Genomic DNA, 22,391 nt, shown 5'->3' with positions numbered 1-22,391 from the left:
CTCGACTCGACCGTCAGGCGGTGCGGCGGAGCAGGGCCAGGAACATCGCGTCGGTGCCGTGCCGGTGCGGCCAGAGCTGGATCGTGCCCGGCACCGGGCCGGCGCAGTCCGGGACGCCCGGCAGCAGCGGCCCGGCGTCCTCCAGGACGACGTCGCGGCGGGTCTCGAGCACCGACCCGACCACACCGCGGGTCTCGGAGAGAACCGGCGAGCAGGTGGCGTAGAGCACGACCCCCCCGGGCCGGACCAGGTCGAGCGCGGCGGACACCAGGCGTCGCTGGAGCAGCACCAGGCCGAGCAGGTCGTCGGCGCGACGGCGCCACCGCGCCTCCGGGCGGCGGCGCAGCGCACCGAGGCCGGTGCACGGGGCGTCGACGAGGACCCGGTCGAAGGACGCGGACCGGTACGGCGGCACCGTGCCGTCCGCGGTCACGATCCCCGCGACCCCGCCGGCGCCGCGCAGCGCCCGCCGCACCAGGCCGGCGCGGTGCTCCTGCCGCTCCGAGGCCACGAGCGCGGCGCCCCGCTCGGTGGCCAGGGCGGCCAGCAGCGCGGCCTTGCCGCCAGGCCCGGCGCACAGATCGAGCCACCGCTCGTCGCGGCCCTCGACCGTCGCGGCGGCCAGGGCCATCGCGACCAGCTGCGAGCCCTCGTCCTGGACGCCGGCGCGGCCCTGCGCCACCGCGGCGACCTCGCCCGGGTCGCCGCTCGGCAGCACGACGCCGTACGGCGAGTACGGCGTCGGCTCGCCCGGCAGCTCGTCGCGCGTGCTGCGCCCGGGCCGGGCGACCAGCGTGACCCGGGGCGGCTCGTTGTCGGCGGCCAGCAGGGCGAACAGCTCGTCGGCGCCGACGGCGGAGCGCAGCTCGTCGACGATCCAGCGGGGGTGGCTGTACGCGATCGAGGCGTAGCGGGTCGGGGACACCCGCGGGTCGGGGGCCACCTGGGTCAGCCAGCCCTCCAGGTCCTGCTGGGAGACCCGGCGCAGCACGGCGTTCGCGAACCCGCCGGCGCCCGAGCTGCCCTTCGCGCGGACCAGGTCCACGGTGGTGCTGATCGCGGCGTGCGACGGGACCCGCATCGACAGCAGCTGGTGGGACCCCAGGCGCAGCGCGTCGAGCACCTTCGCCTCGACCTTGCTGAGCGGTCGGTCGATGCACGCACCGAGGATCGCGTCGTAGGTCCCGCGGCGTCGGATGGTGCCGGACGCGAGCTCGGTGGCGAACGCGGCGTCGCGGCCGGTGAGGCCGAACTGCCGCAGCACCGAGGGCAGCACCAGGTTCGTGTAGGCGTCGTCGACGCGCACCGACTTGAGGACCTCGAGGGCGGCCAGGCGCACGGGGTCGACGCCGGGTCGGGCCACGCGGCGGACCGGGACGTCAGTCATCCGCGAGTTGCTTCCTCGATCCCCGAGATCCGTCCCGTCCCCACCCACTCATGCGAGGACCGTATCGACAGCGGCATCATCTTTCACCGCTGTCCCCCAGAGTGGACCCCGACGCGACCCGCACGCCGCGCGCCCAGTCGGCCGCGGGCATCTGCTTCTTGCCGACCGCCCGGACGTCGCCGAGGCGGACGGCGGAGGTGCCGGTGCCCACCACCACGTCGTGCTTCCCGACGGCGAGCTCGCCGGCCGGCAGCGCCCCGTCGATGATCGTGACCGGGCCGAGCTTGAGCCGCTCGCCGCCGTACGTCGTCCACGCGCCGGGTGCGGGTGTGCAGGCCCGCACCTGCCGGTCGATGGCGACCGCGGGCAGGCTCCAGTCGATCCGCGCGTCCTCGACCTCGACCTTCGGCGCGTACGAGACGCCCTCGGCCTGCTGGGGCCGGGCCTCCAGCGAGCCGTCGGCGATGCCGTCGAGCGTCGCGACCAGCAGCCCCGCGCCGCCCTCGGCCAGCCGGGCGAGGAGGTCGCCGGCGGTGTCGGTGGGCCGGATCCGCTCGGTCATCACGCCGAACGTCGGCCCGGCGTCCAGCTCCTTGACGATGCGGAAGGTGGTCGCGCCGGTCACCTCGTCGCCCGCCCAGATCGCGTGCTGCACCGGCGCGGCGCCGCGCCAGTGCGGCAGCGCGGAGAAGTGCAGGTTCACCCAGCCGTACGGCGGGATGTCGAGCGCCGACTGCGGCAGCAGGGCGCCGTAGGCCACCACCGGGCAGCAGTCCGGCGCGAGCGCCCGCAGCTCCCTTTGGAAGTCCGGGTCCCGGGGGTGCTCCGGCTTGAGGACCGGGACGCCGAGCTCCTCGGCGCGCTGCGCCACCGGGCTCGCCGTCAGCCGGCGGCCGCGGCCGGCGGGCGCGTCGGGACGGGTCACCACGCCGACCAGCTCGTGGCCGGACGCGGCGACGGCGTCGAGGGACGGCACGGCCACCTCGGGGGTGCCGGCGAAGACGAGCCGCATCAGGACATCACAGCGCGCGGCCGAAGGTCGGGTGCGGCGAGACCTTCACGGCCGGCTGCTCGAGCCCGAACCACGCGGCCTCGCGGATCGCCTTCATCGCGGCCTTGCGGGCGTCGGTGTCGAGCCGGTCGATGAACAGGACGCCGTCGAGGTGGTCGGTCTCGTGCTGGATCGCCCGGGCCAGCAGCTCGGAGCCTTCGACGACCACGGGGTCGCCGTACATGTTGAAGCCGCGGGCCACGACCGACAGGGCGCGCTTGCAGTCGAAGGTCAGGTCGGGGATGGACAGGCAGCCCTCCGGGCCGTCCTGCAGCTCCTCGGAGAGGTCCAGCCGCGGGTTGATCAGGTGGCCGACCTCGCCGTCGACGTACCACGTGAACGCCCGCACGCCCACGCCGATCTGCGGCGCGGCGAGGCCCGCGCCCGGCGCGTCGAGCATGGTGTCGGTGAGGTCCTCGACGAGCCTGCGCAGCTCCTTGTCGAAGTCGACGACCTCGAGGGCGGGCTTGCGCAGGATCGGGTCTCCGAACAGGCGGATCGGCTGGATGGCCACGCGGTCAGTCTAGGGAGGCGCTCACAGGGTCGGCGGGTCGACCTGGATCCGGACGGCGTCCAGCTTGCGGCTGGACCGCACCCGCTGGAGCTCCAGCAGGGCCGCCGACAGCCCGGCGCCGTGGGCACGGGGCACCCGGACGACCACCCGGCTCTCCTGGTCGTCGGGGGGGCCGACCTCCACCGGCCCCAGCACCTCGGCCCCGGGGGGCGCGTCGAGCAGGGTCACCGCGTCGTCGACCGCGCCCGGCTCGCCGGTGATCGTCGCCAGCCGGCTGGCCGGCGGCAGGTGCGCCTCCATCCGCTGGGTGGTCTCGCGGGCCGCGAAGCCGGCCGGGTCCCAGCGCACGAGCGCCTGCAGCGCGGGGTGGGCCGGGTCCCCCACCGCCGCGACCCGGCCGCCGGGACGGGCCAGGGCGGCCGCGTTCGCCCAGCGGCGCAGGGCCTCCTCCTCCGCGCGCAGGTCGATGCGGGAGAGCAGCAGCCAGGTGTCGAGGAGGACGACGGCGGCGTAGCCGCCCTCGGCGACCGGCTCCGCGCCCGGCGTGGCGACGACGACCTGGGGCGCCGCGCCGACCGTGGCGAGCACCCGCTCGCCGGAGCTGGTGCGGACCGTGGTCCCGGGCAGCGACCGGCCGAGCTCCTCGGCGGTGCGCGCGTCGCCGAGCACGGGCGCGCGCAGCCCGCGGTGGCCGCACTCGGGGCAGGCCCAGCGGTCGGCAGCGGTGCCGCACCAGCGACACGACGGCGGCGTGGTCGGCCCGGTGAGCGCGAGCGGGCCGGTGCAGGCCGGGCAGCGGGCGGGTGTGCGGCAGCGCTCGCAGGCCAGCGCGTTGACGTAGCCGAGCCGCGGGGTCTGCACCAGCACGGGGCCGGCGGCGAGCGCGTCGCGCACCAGCACGTGGACGTCGTGCGGGATCCGGCCTCCACGGCTGCGGGCGTCGCCCTCGTCGACGACCGTGACCGTCACGGCACGGCGGGACGCGCGGTCGGCGGCGAGCTCGTGCGCCCACCCGGTGCGCAGGAGGTACTCCCCCTCGACGGTCCGCACGAAGCCCCCCACCAGGGCTGCGGCCCCTTCGCGCTCGGCGCGCAGCAGCAGCGTCTCGCGGGTGTGGGGGTACGGCGCGCGCGGCTCGGCGTGCAGGTCGTCGCCGTCGTCCCAGACCACGACCAGCCCGAGGTCGTGCACGGGCGCGAACGCCGCGGCGCGGGTGCCGACCACGATCCGCCGCGCGCCCCGGCGGACCGCGAGGAAGTCGGCGTACCGGCGGGCCGGTCCGACGTCGGCGGTCAGGGCCACGTGCCGGTCGGGGCCGAGGACCGCCGTGAGCGCGGCGTCGACGCGCGCGACGTCCTTGCCGTCGGGCACGCAGACGAGCGCGCCACGGCCGGAGGCCGCGGTCGCTGCGACGGCGTGGGCGAGCAGCAGCGCCCAGTCCGTGGCGGGCGCGGCGGCCCACACGGCGCGCGGGCTCCCGCCCTCGGCGAGGTGGCGCAGGTACGCCGCCCCCGGCTCGTGCCCGGCCCAGGCGGCCTCGGCCGCCGAGGCGTCGTACGGCGGTCCCTCATCCACCGGAGGCGACGGGCGCTTCTCCGTGGTGGCGTGCCGAGCGGGGATCGCCAGGCGGAGGACGTCGGAGCGGGTGCCGGCGTACCGGCGCGCGAGCTCGCCGGCCAGCGCGGCCACCTCGGGCGCGAGGACCGGCTCGGCGCTGACCGCGCGGCGCAGCGGCGCCAGCCGCCCGGGATGGTCGGAGGTGGCGGCCCGCTCCAGCACGTACCCGTCGACGTCCTGGCCGGCGAAGCGGACCTTGACCCGCGCGCCGGGCACGGCGGCGTCGGCCATCGCCGCCGGCACCGCGTAGTCGAAGGTGCGGTCGAGGTGGGCGAGCGGGACGTCGACGAGCACCCGTGCGACCGGGTCGACGGTCGCGGGCTCGGCCTCCGCGGCCTTGCGGGCCCGCGTCTCGCGGGCCCTGGCCTGGGAGGCCTTGACCTGCGCCCGCACCAGCCCGGGCAGGAGCTCGGGCTGAGCCTGCTCGGGGTCGGTCATGGGCGCAGTTCTACCAGCGCCTCCCGACGCCGGGGTCAGCGGCCGGCGGCCGCCTTGAGCGCCTCGGCGCGGTCGGTGCGCTCCCAGGTGAACTCGGGGAGCTCGCGGCCGAAGTGGCCGTACGCCGCGGTCTTGGCGTAGATCGGGCGCAGCAGGTCGAGGTCGCGGATGATCGCCGCCGGCCGGAGGTCGAAGACGTCGAGCACCGCCTGCTGGATCTGCGCGTCGGCGACCGTGCCGGTGCCGAAGGTCTCGACGAAGACGCCGACCGGCTGGGCCTTGCCGATGGCGTAGGCGACCTGGACCTCGCACCGGCGGGCCAGGCCCGCGGCGACGACGTTCTTCGCGACCCACCGCATGGCGTACGCCGCGGAGCGGTCGACCTTCGACGGGTCCTTGCCCGAGAAGGCGCCGCCGCCGTGGCGGGCCATGCCGCCGTAGGTGTCGACGATGATCTTGCGGCCGGTGAGCCCGGCGTCGCCCATCGGGCCGCCGACCACGAAGCGTCCGGTCGGGTTGACCAGCAGGCGGTAGCCCTCGGAGGGCAGGTTGAAGCTGGCGAGCACCGGGTCGATGACGTGCTTCTTGACGTCGGACTCGAGGGTGCCCAGCTCGGTGTCCTCGTCGTGCTGGGAGGACAGCACGACGGTGTCGACCCGGACCGGCCGGTTGTCGTCGTCGTACTCGATGGTGACCTGGGTCTTCCCGTCCGGCCGGAGGTAGGGCAGCGTGCCGTCCTTGCGGACCGCGGTGAGCTGCTCGGCGAGGCGCTGCGCGATCACGATCGGCAGCGGCATCAGCACGTCGGTGTCGTCGCAGGCGTAGCCGAACATCAGGCCCTGGTCGCCGGCGCCCTGCTTGTCCATCGCGTCGACGGAGCCGGTGCGGCTCTCGTGGCCGCTGTCGACGCCCTGGGCGATGTCACCGGACTGGCCGCCGATCGCGACCATCACGCCGCAGGAGTGGCCGTCGAAGCCCTTGACCGAGGAGTCGTAGCCGATGTCGACGATGCGCTTGCGGACGATGTCCTTGACGTCGACGTACCCGGTGGTGGTGACCTCGCCGGCGACCACCACCAGACCGGTCGTCAGCAGCGTCTCGACGGCGACCCGGCTGTGCGGGTCCTGCTCGAGCATCGCGTCGAGCACGGAGTCGCTGATCTGGTCCGCGATCTTGTCGGGGTGGCCCTCGGTGACTGACTCCGAGGTGAAGAGGCGTCCGCTCATGCGGACACCCTAACCAGAGGGAAGTCGCCGTGTTACTTCATCCCAGATCACGTGGGCGAGCGCGCTCTTCGAGCCGCGCGGTACCTCGACGGTCGCGCCGTCGGCGCCCAGGATGACGGCCTCGTTCTCGGGGCTGCCGAAGACCGCTCCCCCGCTCACGTCGTTGACGACCAGCAGGTCGCAGCCCTTGCGGGCCAGCTTGGCCACCGCGAGGTCCAGCACCGACCCGGTGTCGTCACCGGTCTCCGCCGCGAAGCCCACGACCACCTGCCCGGGGCGGGCCCGGTCGGTGCTCAGCTCGTGCAGGATGTCGGGGTTCTGGGTGAGGGCGATCGCCGGCGCCGAGCCGTCGGCCGCCTTCTTGATCTTGGTGCCGCTGGGGTCGACCGGGCGGAAGTCCGCGGGCGCGGCGGCCATCACCACCGCGTCGGCCGAGGCGGCCGCGGCGAGGACCTCGTCGCGGAGCTGGCCGGTCGTCTCCACGCGGACCACCTTCACCCCGGCGGGGTCCGGCAGCGTGGAGTTGGCCGCGACCAGCGTCACCTCGGCGCCCCGGGCCGCGGCGGCGCGGGCCAGCGCGTAGCCCTGGAGGCCGGACGAGCGGTTGCCGAGGAAGCGGACCGGGTCGAGGTACTCGCGGGTGCCACCCGCGGACACGACGACGTGCCGCCCGGCGAGGTCGCGCTCCGCCGTCCCCCTCGCGAGGAGCTCGCGGCAGGCGTCGAAGATCTCGGCCGGCTCGGGCAGCCGGCCCTTGCCGGTGTCCTTGCCGGTGAGCCGGCCCTCCGCGGGCTCGATCACGACCGCGCCGCGCTCGCGCAGGGTCGCGACGTTCGCCTGGGTGGCCGGGTGCTCCCACATCTCGGTGTGCATCGCCGGGGCGAAGACCACCGGGCAGCGCGCGGTGAGCAGGGTGTTGGTGAGCAGGTCGTCGGCCAGGCCGTGCGCCGCCTTCGCGAGCACGTCGGCCGTCGCCGGGGCGACGACCACCAGGTCCGCCGACTGGCCGATCCGGACGTGCGGCACCTCGTGCACGTCGGTCCACACGTCGGTGGCGACCGGCTTGCCCGACAGCGCCGACCAGGTGGGCGCGCCGACGAACTCCAGCGCGGCCGCGGTCGGCACGACGGTCACGTCGTGGCCGGACTCGGTGAACAGCCGGAGCAGCTCGCAGGCCTTGTACGCCGCGATGCCGCCCGCGACACCGAGGACGACCCTGGTCAGGGGTGGGCCTTCCGGCTCAGGCGTCGCCGGCGTCCGCGGCGGCGGCCTGGGTGGCGGCCTCCTCGGCGGCGAGCTCGGCGGGGTCGATGTCCTCGCAGGTCAGCAGGTCCTCGTTGATCTCGCGGAGCGCGATCGACAGGGGCTTCTCCTGGACGTGGGTGTCGACGAGCGGGCCGACGTACTCCAGCAGGCCCTCGCCGAGCTGGGAGTAGTACGCGTTGATCTGGCGGGCTCGCTTGGCGCTGTAGAGGACCAGCTTGTACTTGCTGTCGGTCTTGGTCAGCAGGTCGTCGATCGAGGGGTTGGTGACACCCTCAGCGGCGATGGTGGGTCCGGACACGCTGTTGCCTCACAGATCTGTTGGGGAATGCGTCATCAAGGCTACCAACTGCTCCGCGGCAGCATGAACTTCGTGGTTGACGATCGTCACGTCGAACTCGGTCTCGGCGGCCAGCTCCTCGCGCGCGGTCACCAGCCGGCGCTCGCGCTCCTCGGCGCTCTCGGTGCCGCGGCCGACCAGTCGACGGACCAGCTCCTCCCACGACGGCGGCTTGAGGAACACGAACAGCGCGTCGGGCATCGTCTCGCGGACCTGGCGGGCGCCCTGGAGGTCGATCTCGAGCATCGCCGGGCGTCCCGACGCCAGCGCGAGGTCGACGGGCTGGCGCGGCGTGCCGTACCGGGCCGCCTGGTGCACGACCGCCCACTCCAGCAGGTCGCCCTCGGCGATCATCCGGTCGAACTCCTCGTCGGAGACGAACCAGTAGTGGACGCCGTTCTCCTCGCCCGGGCGGGGCTTGCGGGTCGTCGCGGACACCGAGATCCAGACCTCGGGGTGGCTGCGCCGCACCTCGGCGGCGACGGTGCCCTTGCCGACCGCAGTGGGGCCCGCGAGGACGACGAGACGGGAACGACGCTCATGCGCGTCAGTCACGCGCGGCGAACTCCTTCTCGAGCGCCGCGACCTGCTTGGCGCCCAGGCCCCGGACCCGGCGGCTCTCGGCGATGCCGAGCCGCTCCATCAGCTGGCGGGCGCGGACCTTGCCCAGGCCCGGCATCGACTGCAGCAGGTCGACGACCCGCATCTTGCCGATCACCTCGTTGCGCTGGCCCTCCTCGAGGACGTCGACGATCGACGCTCCGGAGTTCTTGAGCCGGTTCTTCACCTCGGCCCGCTCCCGGCGGGAGGCGGCGGCCTTCTCGAGTGCCGCCTGGCGCTGTTCGGGCGTGAGCGGGGGCAGAGCCACGGGCAGATCCTTCTTCAGGTGAGGTCGCGGTCGGCCGGAACCGGCCGGTGAGAGGTCACACTAGTCAGAAGTGTTCGGGGCCAGCAATCGAGGGCACCGGCGGGCGCCGGCGGAAGCCGTCACCATTCCCTACAGCGTCAGCGGGGTCTTGCACACGTCGCGGGCCTGCTGGTCGAGGTCCTGGAAGGCGCGGAGGGTGGTGCCGCTGCCGAGCGCCTTCGCGGCGGCGTCGATCCGGGCCTTGTCCTCGGCGGACAGCCCGGCGGGCGGGTGCGCGCGGTCGTACGTCGCCGGGTCGACGCCGGCGTCCTCGAGCGCCTTCTGCAGCCCCTCGATGCTGGTGACCACCTGCTGCCACTCGTCGGTGATGTCGCCGGGCGCCTTGTCCTGGAGGTCGCGGAAGATGTCCAGCGCCCGCAGCAGCGCGTCCGGGCCGCCACTGCCGACGATGTCGCTGAGCTCGGTCTGGTGGTCCTTCACCGCGCCGCAGTACTCGTCCTGCTTCGACCCGCAGCCCGCGAGCAGCGGGAGCAGCAGCACGGCGACCAGGAGACGCCTCACGAGCGCAGCTCCTCGTTGGTGCGCAGCACCGCGTCCCGCATCGCGGCCGGGTCGGGACCGAGACGGAGCACCTCGCGCGAGGAGCTCGGCAGCACCGCGGCGGCGGCGCCGAAGAGGCGGCGTACGTCGGCGACCGTCCCGCCCTGCGCCCCGAACCCCGGCGCCAGCACCGGGCCGTTGAAGGCCAGGTCCTCGTCGGTCGAGCCGATCGTGGCGCCGACCACCGCACCGAACGACCCCAGCGGCGACGCGTCGGCGTTCAGGCGGCGGAGATGGTCGAGCATCCGGCCGGCGACCGTGCCCCCGTCGACCCGGGCGTGCTGCACCTCGGGGCCCTCCTTGTTGGAGGTGAGGGCGAGCACGAACACCCCGGCGTCGTGGCGGCGCGCCGTGTCGACGATCGGGTCGAGCGAGCCGAACCCGAGGAACGGGCTGACCGTGATCGCGTCGGAGGCGAGGGGCGAGGTGGGGTCGAGGTACGCGTCGGCGTACGCCTGGCTGGTGGAGCCGATGTCGCCGCGCTTGACGTCCAGCAGCACCAGCGCGCCGGCCGCGCGCGATTCGGCGACCACGCGCTCCAGGACGGCGACGCCGCGGCTGCCGAAGCGCTCGTAGAAGGCCGATTGCGGCTTGACCACGGACACGTGCGGGGCGACCGCCTCGACCACGGTGAGTGCGAAGGTCTCGAGCCCGGCCACGTCGTCGGCCAGCCCCCACTCCTGCAGGAGCCCCGCGTGCGGATCGATCCCGACGCAGAACGGGCCGCGGTCCTCGATCGCGGCGTGGAGCCGGGTGCCGAAGCTGCTCATGACTGCACTCCCCTGATGATCCGGCGCGGCCACAGCGGGCCCTCGTAGACGAACGCGGTGTAGCCCTGCAGCAGGGTCGCGCCCGCGTCGATGCGGGCCCGGGCGTCCTCGACCGTCGTGATGCCGCCGACGCCGACCAGCGTGAGGTCGGGGCCGACCCGCTGGCGCAGCAGCCGCATCACCTCCAGGGCGCGCGCCGTCAGCGGCCGGCCGGAGAGCCCGCCGGCGCCGATCTCGGCCACCCGCGCGGCGGGGGTCCGCAGCCCTTCGCGGGAGATGGTGGTGTTGGTGGCGATGATGCCGTCCAGCCCGATCGCGAGCGCGAGGTCGGCGACCCCGAGGACGTCGTCGTCGGCCAGGTCGGGGGCGATCTTCACCAGCAGGGGCACCCCCTCGGCGATCCGCTGCACCGCGGTCAGGATCGGCTCGAGCTTCTCCACGGCCTGCAGGTTGCGCAGCCCCGGGGTGTTGGGCGAGCTGACGTTGACGACCAGGTAGTCGGCGTGCGGCGCCAGCAGCCGCGCGGACTTCTCGTAGTCGCGGACCGCCTCCTCCTCCGGGACCACCTTCGACTTCCCGATGTTGACGCCCAGGACCGGCCCCGGGCGCCGACCACGCGCCGCGAGCCGCCGCGCGACCACCTCGGCGCCGTCGTTGTTGAAGCCCATCCGGTTGACCACCGCGCGGTCGTCGGGCAGCCGGAACAGCCGCGGCCCCGGGTTGCCGGGCTGCGGCTCGCCGGTGACCGTGCCGACCTCGACGTGGCCGAACCCGAGCGCGCCGAGGCCGTCGATGCCCACGGCGTTCTTGTCGAAGCCCGCGGCCAGGCCCAGCACGTTCGGGAACGTCAGGCCGAGCGCCCGCACCGGGGTGCCCGGCGTACCCACGAGGCGCGCGGCCGGCCGCGCCGCCCGGATCGCCCGGAAGGCGGCGTGGTGCGCCTTCTCGGGATCGGTCCGGGTCAGGACGTGGTCGAACAGCGCCCGGTAGGTCACGCCCGCGTCGCCCAGTCCTGCAGTGAGCGGACCCCGATCTCGCCGCGCCGGATCGCCTCGATGCCCTGGACCGCGGCCCCCAGCCCCTGGACCGTGGTGATGCACGGGATGTTGGCCACGACCGAGGCGGTGCGGATCTCGTAGCCGTCGGCGCGGGTCGAGCCGCCGCTCGCGGAGCCGTTCGGCGTGTTGATCACCAGGTCGATCTCGCCGTCGAGGATCAGCTCCACGGTGGTCTTCTCGCCCTGCGGTCCGGCGCCCTCCCAGTGCTTGCGCACCACGGTCGCCGCCACGCCGTTGCGGCGCAGCACCTCCGCGGTCCCCTGGGTCGCGAGGATCTCGAAGCCGTGCTCGGCGAGCACCTTGATCGGGAAGATCATGTGCCGCTTGTCGCGGTTCGCCATGCTCACGAAGACCTTGCCGGACGTGGGCAGCGGCCCGAACGCGCCGGCCTGCGCCTTCGCGAAGGCGGTGCCGAAGTCGGCGTCGAAGCCCATCACCTCGCCGGTGGACTTCATCTCCGGCCCGAGCACGGTGTCGACCTGCTTGCCGTCCGGGGTGCGGAACCGGTTGAACGGCATCACGGCCTCCTTGACCGCGATCGGCTGGTCGGCCGGGAGGTCGCCGCCGTCGCCGGTGGCGGGCAGCAGCCCACCGGCCCGCAGCGAGGCGATCGACTCGCCGAGCATCACCCGGGCCGCCGCCTTGGCCAGCGGCGTGGCCGTCGCCTTCGACACGAACGGCACGGTGCGGCTGGCGCGCGGGTTGGCCTCCAGGACGTACAGGACGTCGGAGCCGAGCGCGAACTGGATGTTGAGCAGGCCGCGCACCCCGACCCCGCGCGCGATGGCCTCGGTCGCCTCGCGGATCCGGGCGATCTCGGCGTGACCCAGCGTGATCGGCGGCAGCGCGCACGACGAGTCGCCGGAGTGGATGCCGGCCTCCTCGATGTGCTCCATCACGCCGCCGAGGAAGAGCTCCTCGCCGTCGTAGAGCGCGTCGACGTCGATCTCGACGGCGTCGTCGATGAACCGGTCCACGAGCACGGGGTGGGCGGGCCCGATCTCCGTCGAGCGGGCGATGTAGTCCTCGAGGGCGGCGTCGTCGTACACGATCTCCATGCCGCGGCCGCCGAGGACGTACGACGGGCGCACCATCACCGGGTAGCCGATCTCGGCCGCGATCCGCTGGGCGTCCGCGAAGCTGGTCGCCATGCCGTACTTCGGCGCCGGCAGCCCGGCGTCGGCGAGCACGGCGCCGAACGCGCCCCGCTCCTCCGCGAGGTGGATCGCCTCCGGCGAGGTGCCGAGGACGGTGACGCCGTTGTCCTTGAGTCCCTGCGCGAGCCCGAGCGGGGTCTGGCCGCCCAGCGAGCAGATCACGCCCGCGACCGGGCCGGCCTGCTCCTCGGCGTGCACGACCTCCAGCACGTCCTCGAGCGTCAGCGGCTCGAAGTAGAGGCGGTCGGAGGTGTCGTAGTCGGTCGACACCGTCTCCGGGTTGCAGTTGACCATGATCGTGTCGTAGCCCGCCTCGGACAGCGTCAGCGAGGCGTGCACGCACGAGTAGTCGAACTCGATGCCCTGGCCGATCCGGTTCGGCCCGGACCCGAGGATGATCACGGCGGGCCGCTCGCGCGGCTCGACCTCGGTCTCCTCGTCGTACGACGAGTAGTGGTACGGCGTGGCCGCCGCGAACTCGGCGGCGCACGTGTCGACGGTCTTGTAGACCGGCCGGATGCCGAGCGCGTGCCGGACCCCGCGGACGACGTCGGCCGTCATCCCGCGGATCTTGCCGATCTGCACGTCGGAGAAGCCGTGCCGCTTGGCCTTGCGCAGCAGCTCGGGCGTGAGCTCCGGGGCCGCGGTGACCTCGGCGGCGACCTCGTTGATCAGCATCAGCTGGTCCACGAACCACGGGTCGATGCCGGTGGCCTCGAAGATCTCCTCGGGGGTGGCGCCGGCGCGGATCGCGTCCATGACCTTCTTGAGCCGGCCGTCGTGCGGCGCGCGGATCTCCTCCAGCAGCGCGGCCTTGTCCAGGTCGACCCACTCCTGGTGCCAGTCGAACAACGCGTCCTGCCGCTCCAGGGAGCGCAGCGCCTTCTGGAGCGCCTCGGTGAAGTTGCGGCCGATCGCCATCGCCTCACCGACCGACTTCATGTGCGTGGTGAGCACCGGGTCGGCACCCGGGAACTTCTCGAACGCGAACCGCGGCACCTTCACGACCACGTAGTCGAGCGTCGGCTCGAAGCTCGCCGGCGTCTCCCGGGTGATGTCGTTGGGGATCTCGTCGAGGGTGTAGCCGATCGCGACCTTGGCCGCGATCTTCGCGATCGGGAAGCCGGTGGCCTTCGACGCCAGCGCGGAGGACCGCGAGACGCGGGGGTTCATCTCGATCACGATCACCCGGCCGTCGACCGGGTTGACGGCGTACTGGATGTTGCAGCCGCCGGTGTCGACCCCGACCTCGCGGATGATGCCGATCGCCAGGTCGCGCAGGTGCTGGTACTCGCGGTCGGTGAGCGTCATCGCCGGTGCCACGGTGATCGAGTCGCCGGTGTGCACGCCCATCGGGTCGAGGTTCTCGATCGAGCAGACGATCACGACGTTGTCGGCCTGGTCGCGCATCACCTCCAGCTCGTACTCCTTCCACCCGATGATCGACTCCTCGATCAGCACCTCGGTGGTGGGGCTCGCCGCCAGGCCGGCCCCGGCGATGCGGGCCAGGTCGCCCTCGTCGTACGCGATGCCCGAGCCGGTGCCGCCCATGGTGAACGACGGCCGCACGACCACCGGGTAGCCGAGCTCGGCCACGGCCTTCTCGCAGTCCTCGAGCGTGTGGCACACGAAGCTGCGGGCGACCTCGCCGCCGACCTTCTCGACGATCCCGTTGAACAGCTCGCGGTTCTCGCCGCGGTGGATCGCGTCGAAGCTCGCGCCGATCATCTCGACGCCGTACTTCTCCAGCACGCCGCGCTCGTGCAGCGCGATCGCCGCGTTGAGAGCGGTCTGCCCGCCCAGCGTCGGCAGCAGCGCGTCCGGGCGCTCCTTGGCGATCACCTTCTCGACGAAGTCGGGCGTGATCGGCTCGACGTACGTCGCGTCGGCGAACTCCGGGTCGGTCATGATCGTGGCCGGGTTGGAGTTGACCAGGATCACCCGCAGGCCCTCGGCCTTGAGGACCCGGCAGGCCTGGGTGCCCGAGTAGTCGAACTCGCAGGCCTGACCGATGATGATCGGCCCGGAGCCGATCACCATCACGGACTTGATGTCGTCGCGCTTCGGCATCAGGCGTTCCCCCCCATCAGGTCGGTGAAGCGGTCGAAGAGGTACGCCGCGTCGTGCGGGCCGGCCGCGGCCTCGGGGTGGTACTGCACGGAGAAGCCCGTGAGCCTCCCGTCCGCGCCGCGGAGCTCGAGGCCCTCGACGACGTCGTCGTTGAGGCACACGTGGCTGACGCTCGCCTCGCCGTACGGCGTGGTCGTGCTGCCGTCGAGCGGGGCGTCCACGGCGAACCCGTGGTTGTGCGCGGTCACCTCGACCTTGCCGGTCGTGCGGTCCATGACGGGCTGGTTGATGCCGCGGTGGCCGTACTTGAGCTTGTAGGTGCCGAAGCCGAGCGCCCGGCCGAAGAGCTGGTTGCCGAAGCAGATCCCGAAGTACGGGATGCCCGCACCGAGCGCGCCCTGGAGCACCTCGATCTGGTGGGTGGTCGCGGCCGGGTCGCCGGGGCCGTTGGAGTAGAACAGGCCGTCCGGGTTCGTGGCCCGGATGTCGTCGAGGCTCGCGGTGGCCGGCAGCACGTGCACCTCGATGCCCCGCTCGGCCATCCGGTGCGGGGTCATGGACTTGATGCCCAGGTCGAGGGCGGCGACGGTGTACCGCTTCTCGCCGACGGCGGGCACGACGTAGGGCTCCTGCGTGGAGACCTCCGAGGCCAGCTCGGCACCGGCCATCTCGCCGGACGCGCGGACCCGCTCGAGCAGCGCGGCCGGGTCGGTCTCGGTGGAGGAGATGCCGACCCGCATCGCGCCGCGCTCGCGCAGGTGGCGGGTGAGCGCACGAGTGTCGACGCCGGAGATGCCGACCACGCCCTGCTCACGCAGCTCGTCGTCGAGGGTGCGGCGCGCGCGCCAGCTGGACGAGCGGCGCGCGGGATCGCGCACGACGTACCCGGCCACCCAGATCCGGCGGCTCTCCGGGTCCTCGTCGTTGACGCCGGTGTTGCCGACGTGCGGTGCGGTCATCACGACGACCTGGCGGTGGTAGGAGGGATCGGTGAGCGTCTCCTGGTAGCCGGTCATGCCGGTGTTGAAGACGGCCTCGCCGAACGTCTCGCCCTCGGCGCCGTACGACTCGCCGTGGAAGGTCCGGCCGTCCTCGAGGACGAGGATCGCGCCGGTCGGTGCAGTGGCATGCAGCGGCACGCCGTACCTCCTTCTCCGCCTCACAGGACGGATCGTTAAAGGATGTTCGAGCTGGGGTAACCCTACCAACCGCCCGTGACGAACTCCTCGATGATGTCCAGGGTGGTCAGGTCGTCCTCGAGGTGCGGCAGGTGGGCCACTCCGGGGAGGATGCGCTGCTCGGCGCCGGTGATTGCGTCGGTGAGATGGCGCGCCCGGTCGTGGAAGTGCCGCAGGTCGTGCTCGCCGACCAGCACCAGTGTGTGAACGCGGATCTCGCCGAGCCGCGGCCAAGCCGGCTCGAGGTCCGCCTGAGCACCGGGGTCGACGGCAGCGAGCGCGATGCCGTTCATCTCCAAGAAGAGCTCGCGAGCCGCACCCGCGACCCGACCTTCCGCCTCGAGCGGGCCGTCGAGCCAGAGGTGGGCCTCGAGCCGATTGACCTCGACGAGGTCACCCGCCTCGTCGGCCGCGTCGATCAGTTCGTCCAGCTGTCGGACCGGCTCGTCGACGTCGTCGGACGTCAGCGCCGGTGCACCGCTGATCGCCGGCGCGATGAGCACCAGACCGGCCACGCGCTCCGGGTGCGCGAGGCTCAGGTCGAGTGCCGTCCGGCCGCCCATCGAGCAGGCGACCACGACCGCCTGCTCCACACCGACCGCGTCGAGCACGGCGAGGGCGTCGCGCACCGGCGACCAGCCGTCCTCACGGTCGTACGTCGTCAGCCCGTAGCCTCGCGCGTCGAAGGACACGCAGCGCGCCGAGCCGGCGAGCCGGTCGACCACGGACCGCCACGAGCGCTGGTCGGTGACGCCCGCGTGCAGGAGCAGGACGTCAGGGCCGGTCTCACCGTGCTGCTCGACGGCGAGCGCTGCGCGTCCGTGCGCGACCCTCACTGCAGCTTGCCGTCGAGGACGGTCGCCCTGCCCCGCAGGAACGTCGCGACCACCCGGCCGGGCAGCTCCATCCCGCGGTACGGCGTGTTGCGGCTCAGGCTCGCGGACGCGGCCGGGTCGATGGTGCGGCGCGCGGCCGGGTCGTACAGGACGACGTTCGCGGGCTCGCCGGGGGCCACCGGCCGGCCGTGCCGGTCCGAGACCCGCCCGATCCGGGCCGGCGCGTAGGACATCCGCTCGGCCACGCCCGCCCAGTCGAGCCGGCCCGTGTCGACCATCGTCTGCTGGACGACGGACAGCGCGGTCTCCAGGCCGAGCATCCCGAAGGCGGCGGCGGCCCACTCGCAGTCCTTGTCCTCGTGCGGGTGCGGCGCGTGGTCGGTGGCGACGATGTCGATGGTGCCGTCGGCCAGGCCCGCGCGCAGGGCCTCGGCGTCGGCGGCCGTGCGCAGCGGCGGGTTGACCTTGTAGATCGGGTCGTAGGTCGCCGCGAGCTCGTCGGTGAGCAGCAGGTGGTGGGGGCACGCCTCGGCGGTCACGTCGACGCCCTTCGACTTCGCCCACCGGATCAGCTCCACGGACCCGGCGGTGGAGACGTGGCAGACGTGCAGCCGCGAGCCGACGTGCTCGGCGAGCAGCACGTCGCGGGCGATGATTGCCTCCTCGGCGACCGCCGGCCAGCCGGCCAGGCCGAGCCGCCCGGAGAGGTCGCCCTCGTTCATCTGGGCGTCCTCGGTGAGGCGCGGCTCCTGGGCGTGCTGGGCGACGACGCCGTCGAACGCCTTGACGTACTCGAGCGCGCGGCGCATCAGCACCGCGTCGCTCACGCACTTGCCGTCGTCGGAGAACACCCGGACCCGGGCGGCCGAGTCGGCCATCGCGCCCAGCTCCGCGAGCTGCTCGCCGCGCAGGCCCACCGTCACGGCGCCGACCGGGAACACGTCGCAGTACCCGGCCTCCCGGCCCAGGCGGAACACCTGCTCGACCACGCCCGCGGTGTCGGCGACCGGCTCGGTGTTGGCCATCGCGTGCACGGCGGTGAAGCCGCCGAGCGCTGCGGCGCGGGTGCCGGTCTCGACGGTCTCGGCGTCCTCGCGGCCGGGCTCGCGGAGGTGGGTGTGCAGGTCGACCAGGCCGGGCAGCGCGACCAGGCCGGTCGCGTCGACGACCTCGGCGTCCGCGGGCGCGTCGCCCGCGGCGGCGATCACGCCGTCCTGCAGCAGCAGGTCCGTCGGCGTACCGCCGAGGACGGAGACGTTCTTGATCAGGTAGCTTCGCTCGCTCACTCTTCTCCTCCGACGGCGGGCTCGGAGCCGCCCAGCAGCAGGTACAGGACGGCCATCCGGACGGCGACGCCGTTGGTGACCTGCTCGACGATCACGGACCGGTCGCTGTCGGCGACGTCCGCGGTGATCTCCATGCCGCGCACCATCGGGCCGGGGTGCATGACGATCGTGTGGTCCTGCAGGGTCGCCATCCGGCGGCCGTCGAGCCCGTAGCGACGGGAGTACTCGCGCGCGGTGGGGAAGAACCCGCCGTTCATCCGCTCGCGCTGGACCCGCAGCATCATCACGGCGTCCGCCTTGGGCAGCACGCCGTCGAGGTCGTACGACGTCTCGACCGGCCAGCTCTCGACGCCCACCGGGAACAGCGTCGGCGGCGCGACCAGCGTCACCTCGGCGCCGAGCGTGTTGAGCAGCAGCGCGTTGGAGCGGGCGACCCGGCTGTGCAGCACGTCGCCGACGATCGCGACCCGGCGGCCGTCCAGGCTCCCCCCGCTCGAAGGGGCGAGATGCCGCCACATCGTGAACGCGTCGAGCAGCGCCTGGGTGGGGTGCTCGTGGGTGCCGTCGCCGGCGTTGACGACGCTGGAGCGGACCCAGCCGGAGTGCGCGAGGCGGTGCGGGGCGCCGCTGGCGCCGTGCCGGACGACGACCGCGTCGGCGCCCATCGCCTCGAGGGTCAGCGCGGTGTCCTTCAGGCTCTCGCCCTTGGACAGGCTGGAGCCCTTGGCGGCGAAGTTGATGACGTCCGCGGAGAGCCGCTTGGCCGCCGCCTCGAAGCTGATCCGGGTGCGGGTGGAGTCCTCGAAGAACAGGTTGACCACCGTGCGGCCGCGCAGCGCGGGCAGCTTCTTGATCGGCCGGTCGGCGAGCTCACGCAGCTCGGCGGCGGTCTTCAGGACCAGCTCGGCGTCGTCGCGGCTCAGGTCGGCCGCGCTGAGCAGGTGCCGCTTCATGCGCCCACCGTCCCCTCGATCGTCACCGCGTCGGCGTCGTCGACGCCCGCGAGGGTCACCCGCACCCGCTCGACCAGCGAGGTCGGGAGGTTCTTGCCGACGAAGTCGGCGCGGATCGGGAGCTCGCGGTGGCCGCGGTCGACGAGGACCGCGAGCTGGACCGCCCGCGGCCGGCCGATGTCGTTCAGCGCGTCCAGCGCGGCGCGGATGGTGCGGCCGGAGAACAGCACGTCGTCGACCAGGACGACCGTGCGGTCGTCGATGCCGCCGTTCGGGATCTCGGTCGGGAGCAGCGCCCGGGCCGGCTTCAACCGCAGGTCGTCGCGGTACATCGTGACGTCGAGCGAGCCGACGGGCACGTCGAACCCCTCGACGGAGGCGATCCGCTCGGCGATCCGGCGGGCCAGGGGGACGCCGCGGCTCGGGATGCCGAGGAGGACGAGGTCGGCGGCGCCCTTGTTGCGCTCGAGGATCTCGTGCGAGATGCGGGTCAGCGCCCGGGAGATGTCGCGCTCGTCGAGGACGACGCGCTCGGTGGCAGGTGCAGGCAAGTGCCTCGGACCTCCTTCTCCGCCTCACGGGACGGCTCGTTAAAGGATGTCGATGTCGAGAGGAACCCTACCCCAGCCTGGGATGGGTCGTCCGCCTCTCGCGCTTGCATACGCCGCCCTCGGGCGGACGACCCGGTCAGGAGACGTCGAGCAGCGCCTTGCCGACGGCGCCGCCCTCGACCGAGTCGTGCGCGGCCGCCGTCTCCTCGAGCGGGTAGTGGCGCAGCGGGAGCCCGGCGTCCTCGCCGACCCGGAACGCGCCGTCGGCGACCGCGCGACGGATGTCCTCGGTCGCGGCCGCCACCAGCTCCTCGGCGAGCGTGTAGAGGATCAGGAACTGGAAGCGCAGGTTCTTGGAGAACGCCGCGCGGAGCGGCATCGTCATCTCGTCGCCGCCGTTGTTGGCGTAGATGCTCACCAGGCCGTGGACCTTCACGACGTCCACGTCGAGCCCGATGTTCTGGGCCGGGGCCACCTCGACCACGATGTCGACGCCGTCCGGGCAGAACGTCCGGATCGCCTCGGCCGGATCGCCGGCCCGGTAGTTCACGGTGTGGTGGGCGCCCGCGGCGACGGCCAGGGCACCCTTCTCGTCGCTGCTGACCGTCGCGACGACGGTCGCGCCGGACCAGCGGGCGAGCTGGATCGCGGCGTTGCCGACGGCGCCCGCTCCCCCGGCGACCAGGACGACCCGGCCGTCGAGGGCGCCCGGGCCGAGGCGCGTGGGCCCACCCTCGTGTGCCGTCAGCGCCCGGTGGGCGGTCACCGCGGGTACGCCGAGGCTGGCGCCGAGGTCGAAGTCGGCGTTGTCCGGGAGCGGGATCACGTGGCTCGCCGGCTGGACGGTGTACTCGGCGGCGGTGCCGTACGCGCGGCCGTGCTGGGCGAGCACCAGCCAGACCCGGTCGCCGACCGAGAGACCGGTGACGCCGGGGCCGACGGCGTCGACCACGCCGCTGCCGTCCTGGCCGGGCGTGACCTCGTCGTACCCGCTCATCATCCCGGCGCGGAACTTCCAGTCGGTCGGGTTGACCCCCGCCCGGACCAGCCGGACCCGCACCTCCCCCGGGCCGGGCTCGGGGAGGTCGCGCTCGACGACCTGCAGGACGGAGGACGGACCGGGCTCGTGGTAGACGACTGCGCGCATGACTTCCTCTTCTCGGGACACCTGTGGAGGTAACCCGACAGCAGGAGGTTCCATGCCCGAGCTCCCGTTCCCCGACGACGTGCGAGCGCTGCTGGAGAGGCCGAACCCCTCCGTGGTGGGGACGCTGCGGTCCGACGGCGCACCGGTCACGGTCGCGACCTGGTACCTGCTCGACGGCGACCGGATCCTGCTCAACATGGACCACACCCGGGTCCGCCTGCAGCACCTGCGCCGCGACCCGCGGGTGTCGCTCACCGTGCTCGACGAGGCGGACTGGTACACCCACGTCTCGCTCGTCGGCCGGATCGAGGAGATGTACGACGACGAGGGGCTCGTCGACATCGACCGGCTCAGCACCCACTACACGGGTCGGCCCTACCCGGACCGCGAGTCGCCGCGGGTCTCCGCCTGGATGGCGATCGAGCGGTGGCACGGCTGGGGCGAGGCGCGCTAGGGCTAGCCCCGCGGCGGTAGCGGGACCGCCCACACGTGGCCGTACGGGTCCATCTCGAGGCGCACCCGGTCGTACCGGCGGTTCACCGCGACCACGATCCACACGACTCCCCAGAGCCCGCCGGTGAGCAGGGTGAGCAGCGCGTGCAGGAGGTGGGAGACCGGACGCTGGTAGGCGAGCACCACGCCGTGCGGACCCTCGTGGTCGACGCGGGCGGCGTTCTCGCCGACCTGGCGCTCGACGGCCAGGGCGAGGCCCCGGTCCAGCCGGTCCAGCCGGTCCTGCGGCAGGCGCGGCCAGGTGTCCGGCCCGGCCTCGCGGACGAGCAGCTCGGGTTGGAGCGAGAACACCGGCTTGGCCCAGCGGCGGCCCGACCAGCGCCGCCACGACGTCCGGTCCCAGGCGAACGCGCCGCGCTCGGGGCGCGGGCGCCGGCGCAGCAGGCCGCGGCGCTCGGGGATCTGGACGACGGTCACGACGACGAGGGTACGTCGACGCCGGACCGGTCGTCCGACGAGCACCGGCCCGCCGCTTCTGACTCCCCGAGAAAACCAGAAGCGGCGGCCCGGCGGATCAGAGGGCGGCCGCCATCCCGGCGCAGGCCTTGAGCCACTGCATCCGGGTGTTCTCGGACAGCTGGGCGTAGGGCACCACCGAGCCGGCCACCAGCGCCGGGTCGTAGGGCACCCGGTACACCCCGCGGGTGCGCTGCTGGTAGACGTCGACCAGGTCGTCGGCGAGCTTGCTGTCGACCTGCGCGGACGGGTCGGAGAGCACCGTGACCGCCTTGTACTTCAGGTTCTGGTACCCGGCGTCCTGGAGCGCGTCCAGCATCCACAGACCGCTGTAGCCGGTGTCCTCGCGGACGGTCGAGGTGACGACGAGCAGGTCGGCGGCGCCGGCCGCGGCGAGCCAGTTCTCGGCCCGCATGTTGTTGCCGGTGTCGATGAGGATCACCCGGTAGAAGCGCTCCAGCAGCTTGTGGACCGCGTCGAAGTCCTGCGCGCGGATCGTGCCCGTGACGTCGGGACGCTCGTCGGAGGCGAGGACGTCGAAGTGCGCGTCGCCCTGGGACCGGACGAAGGCGCCCAGGTCGCCGATCCGCGACTGGTAGACGTCGGTGAACCGCTCGAGGTCCTCGAGCAGCTCGCGCGTGGTGTTGCGGTGCGTGCTGCGGGTGCCCCGGATGCCGAGGGTGCCGCGGGTCTCGTTGTTGTCCCACGCGACGACGCCGCCACCCCGGACGGTGCCGAACGTGTAGCCGGCGGCCAGCACGCCGGTGGTCTTGGCGGCCCCGCCCTTGGGGTTGATGAAGGCGATGGTCCGGGGGCCGTCGAAGTCCCGCTGGATGGTCCGGCGGTTGTCCTCGTACTCGCGCTCGGCCGGCCCCATCTTCGGGTTGACCAGCCCGCCGCTCCAGCGGCGCAGGGCGCCCCGCCAGCCCCAGGTCGCCGGACCGTGATCCTGCTCGGCGTCGCGGCGGTCGAGGAAGTCGGTCGCGGTCATGAACCGCCGGACCTCGCCCTCCCCCGCCGGCGTCGCCGGGTCGGCGGGCACCGGCTCCGCGGCGACCGGCTGGGCCTGGACGGGCGGCCGGTACGCCGGCGGCGGGGACGACGGCGGCGGC

Annotated in this window: 22 protein-coding genes; 1 reads left to right on the top strand and 21 read right to left on the bottom strand. The window is 73.5% G+C overall.

The features are described from left to right. Window positions 1-13: 13 nt before the first annotated feature. From ABD086_RS12140 to ABD086_RS12050, 19 genes are all read right to left on the bottom strand, one after another. Window positions 14-1,387 (bottom strand): RsmB/NOP family class I SAM-dependent RNA methyltransferase, encoded by a 1,374-nt coding sequence (locus ABD086_RS12140; RefSeq protein ID WP_343907790.1) that lies wholly within the window; start codon window positions 1,385-1,387, stop codon window positions 14-16. Window positions 1,388-1,463: 76 nt separating this feature from the next. Next, window positions 1,464-2,399 carry a methionyl-tRNA formyltransferase gene (gene fmt, locus ABD086_RS12135; protein WP_343907789.1) on the bottom strand — a complete coding sequence of 312 codons (936 nt, stop codon included), beginning with the start codon at window positions 2,397-2,399 and terminating at the stop codon, window positions 1,464-1,466. Window positions 2,400-2,406: 7 nt separating this feature from the next. Further along, complete coding sequence (gene def, locus ABD086_RS12130; protein ID WP_343907788.1) at window positions 2,407-2,952, bottom strand: peptide deformylase; 546 nt, start codon at window positions 2,950-2,952, stop codon at window positions 2,407-2,409. A gap of 21 nt (window positions 2,953-2,973) precedes the next feature. Then, window positions 2,974-5,007 (bottom strand): primosomal protein N', encoded by a 2,034-nt coding sequence (locus ABD086_RS12125; RefSeq protein WP_343907787.1) that lies wholly within the window; start codon window positions 5,005-5,007, stop codon window positions 2,974-2,976. A 35-nt stretch (window positions 5,008-5,042) separates the two neighbouring features. Then, the gene (gene metK / locus ABD086_RS12120) at window positions 5,043-6,233 is read right to left on the bottom strand and encodes a methionine adenosyltransferase (RefSeq protein WP_343907786.1); all 1,191 of its coding nucleotides are present in this window, start codon (window positions 6,231-6,233) and stop codon (window positions 5,043-5,045) included. Between the two features lie 9 nt (window positions 6,234-6,242). Then, window positions 6,243-7,457 (bottom strand): bifunctional phosphopantothenoylcysteine decarboxylase/phosphopantothenate--cysteine ligase CoaBC, encoded by a 1,215-nt coding sequence (gene coaBC / locus ABD086_RS12115; RefSeq protein WP_343907828.1) that lies wholly within the window; start codon window positions 7,455-7,457, stop codon window positions 6,243-6,245. Window positions 7,458-7,473: 16 nt separating this feature from the next. After that, the gene (gene rpoZ / locus ABD086_RS12110; protein ID WP_343907785.1) at window positions 7,474-7,797 is read right to left on the bottom strand and encodes a DNA-directed RNA polymerase subunit omega; all 324 of its coding nucleotides are present in this window, start codon (window positions 7,795-7,797) and stop codon (window positions 7,474-7,476) included. 9 nt (window positions 7,798-7,806) lie between these two features. After that, complete coding sequence (gmk, locus tag ABD086_RS12105) at window positions 7,807-8,391, bottom strand: guanylate kinase (protein WP_343907784.1); 585 nt, start codon at window positions 8,389-8,391, stop codon at window positions 7,807-7,809. Next, the gene (gene mihF, locus ABD086_RS12100; protein ID WP_343907783.1) at window positions 8,384-8,704 is read right to left on the bottom strand and encodes an integration host factor, actinobacterial type; all 321 of its coding nucleotides are present in this window, start codon (window positions 8,702-8,704) and stop codon (window positions 8,384-8,386) included. The genes gmk and mihF overlap by 8 nt, the downstream gene beginning before the upstream one ends. Before the next feature lie 129 nt (window positions 8,705-8,833). After that, a complete protein-coding gene (locus tag ABD086_RS12095; RefSeq protein ID WP_343907782.1) occupies window positions 8,834-9,265 on the bottom strand; it encodes a hypothetical protein in 432 nt (143 codons plus the stop codon). After that, entirely contained in the window at window positions 9,262-10,074 is an 813-nt protein-coding gene (gene pyrF, locus ABD086_RS12090; protein WP_343907781.1) for an orotidine-5'-phosphate decarboxylase, read from the bottom strand. The genes ABD086_RS12095 and pyrF overlap by 4 nt, the downstream gene beginning before the upstream one ends. Further along, the gene (locus ABD086_RS12085) at window positions 10,071-11,069 is read right to left on the bottom strand and encodes a quinone-dependent dihydroorotate dehydrogenase (RefSeq protein ID WP_343907780.1); all 999 of its coding nucleotides are present in this window, start codon (window positions 11,067-11,069) and stop codon (window positions 10,071-10,073) included. The genes pyrF and ABD086_RS12085 overlap by 4 nt, the downstream gene beginning before the upstream one ends. Next, entirely contained in the window at window positions 11,066-14,359 is a 3,294-nt protein-coding gene (gene carB / locus ABD086_RS12080) for a carbamoyl-phosphate synthase large subunit (RefSeq protein ID WP_343907779.1), read from the bottom strand. Before carB ends, ABD086_RS12085 begins: the two co-directional genes overlap by 4 nt. Beyond that, a complete protein-coding gene (carA, locus tag ABD086_RS12075; RefSeq protein ID WP_343907778.1) occupies window positions 14,359-15,498 on the bottom strand; it encodes a glutamine-hydrolyzing carbamoyl-phosphate synthase small subunit in 1,140 nt (379 codons plus the stop codon). The genes carB and carA overlap by 1 nt, the downstream gene beginning before the upstream one ends. A 62-nt stretch (window positions 15,499-15,560) precedes the next feature. Next, complete coding sequence (locus ABD086_RS12070; RefSeq protein ID WP_343907777.1) at window positions 15,561-16,373, bottom strand: alpha/beta fold hydrolase; 813 nt, start codon at window positions 16,371-16,373, stop codon at window positions 15,561-15,563. Then, the gene (locus ABD086_RS12065) at window positions 16,370-17,659 is read right to left on the bottom strand and encodes a dihydroorotase (RefSeq protein ID WP_343907776.1); all 1,290 of its coding nucleotides are present in this window, start codon (window positions 17,657-17,659) and stop codon (window positions 16,370-16,372) included. The genes ABD086_RS12070 and ABD086_RS12065 overlap by 4 nt, the downstream gene beginning before the upstream one ends. After that, window positions 17,656-18,612, bottom strand: a complete 957-nt coding sequence (locus tag ABD086_RS12060; protein WP_343907775.1) for an aspartate carbamoyltransferase catalytic subunit — start codon at window positions 18,610-18,612, stop codon at window positions 17,656-17,658. Before ABD086_RS12060 ends, ABD086_RS12065 begins: the two co-directional genes overlap by 4 nt. Further along, window positions 18,609-19,163: a bifunctional pyr operon transcriptional regulator/uracil phosphoribosyltransferase PyrR gene (gene pyrR, locus ABD086_RS12055; RefSeq protein ID WP_343907774.1), complete on the bottom strand. Its 555-nt coding sequence runs from the start codon at window positions 19,161-19,163 to the stop codon at window positions 18,609-18,611. The genes ABD086_RS12060 and pyrR overlap by 4 nt, the downstream gene beginning before the upstream one ends. Window positions 19,164-19,299: 136 nt before the next feature. Beyond that, window positions 19,300-20,310: an NADPH:quinone reductase gene (locus tag ABD086_RS12050; RefSeq protein ID WP_343907773.1), complete on the bottom strand. Its 1,011-nt coding sequence runs from the start codon at window positions 20,308-20,310 to the stop codon at window positions 19,300-19,302. Window positions 20,311-20,362: 52 nt separating this feature from the next. Between ABD086_RS12050 and ABD086_RS12045 the strand changes: the two genes are divergently transcribed. Continuing rightward, window positions 20,363-20,764 (top strand): PPOX class F420-dependent oxidoreductase, encoded by a 402-nt coding sequence (locus tag ABD086_RS12045; RefSeq protein WP_343907772.1) that lies wholly within the window; start codon window positions 20,363-20,365, stop codon window positions 20,762-20,764. 2 nt (window positions 20,765-20,766) lie between these two features. On the opposite strand, the gene ABD086_RS12040 is transcribed toward ABD086_RS12045, so the two are convergent. Then, complete coding sequence (locus tag ABD086_RS12040) at window positions 20,767-21,240, bottom strand: hypothetical protein (RefSeq protein WP_343907771.1); 474 nt, start codon at window positions 21,238-21,240, stop codon at window positions 20,767-20,769. 97 nt (window positions 21,241-21,337) lie between these two features. Then, window positions 21,338-22,391, bottom strand: a 1,054-nt coding sequence (locus ABD086_RS12035) for a hypothetical protein (protein ID WP_343907770.1), incomplete at its 5' end; no start/stop codon positions are given.

Source organism: Nocardioides aquiterrae (genome assembly GCF_039526625.1).
Classification (GTDB): Bacteria; Actinomycetota; Actinomycetes; order Propionibacteriales; family Nocardioidaceae; genus Nocardioides; species Nocardioides aquiterrae.
The sequence above is the reverse complement of the archived record's forward strand: the minus strand, read 5'-3'. Positions and strand labels throughout refer to the sequence as shown.

Excerpts from the sequence above, each read along its gene's own strand:
- ABD086_RS12125 (WP_343907787.1), bottom strand. The coding sequence starts at position 5,007 with ATGACCGACCCCGAGCAGGCTCAGCCCGAGCTCCTGCCCGGGCTGGTG.
- pyrF (WP_343907781.1), bottom strand. The coding sequence starts at position 10,074 with ATGAGCAGCTTCGGCACCCGGCTCCACGCCGCGATCGAGGACCGCGGC.
- carB (WP_343907779.1), bottom strand. The coding sequence starts at position 14,359 with ATGCCGAAGCGCGACGACATCAAGTCCGTGATGGTGATCGGCTCCGGG.
- ABD086_RS12045 (WP_343907772.1), top strand. The coding sequence starts at position 20,363 with ATGCCCGAGCTCCCGTTCCCCGACGACGTGCGAGCGCTGCTGGAGAGG.
- metK (WP_343907786.1), bottom strand. The coding sequence starts at position 6,233 with ATGAGCGGACGCCTCTTCACCTCGGAGTCAGTCACCGAGGGCCACCCC.
- ABD086_RS12140 (WP_343907790.1), bottom strand. The coding sequence starts at position 1,387 with ATGACTGACGTCCCGGTCCGCCGCGTGGCCCGACCCGGCGTCGACCCC.
- fmt (WP_343907789.1), bottom strand. The coding sequence starts at position 2,399 with ATGCGGCTCGTCTTCGCCGGCACCCCCGAGGTGGCCGTGCCGTCCCTC.
- ABD086_RS12060 (WP_343907775.1), bottom strand. The coding sequence starts at position 18,612 with ATGAAGCGGCACCTGCTCAGCGCGGCCGACCTGAGCCGCGACGACGCC.
- ABD086_RS12050 (WP_343907773.1), bottom strand. The coding sequence starts at position 20,310 with ATGCGCGCAGTCGTCTACCACGAGCCCGGTCCGTCCTCCGTCCTGCAG.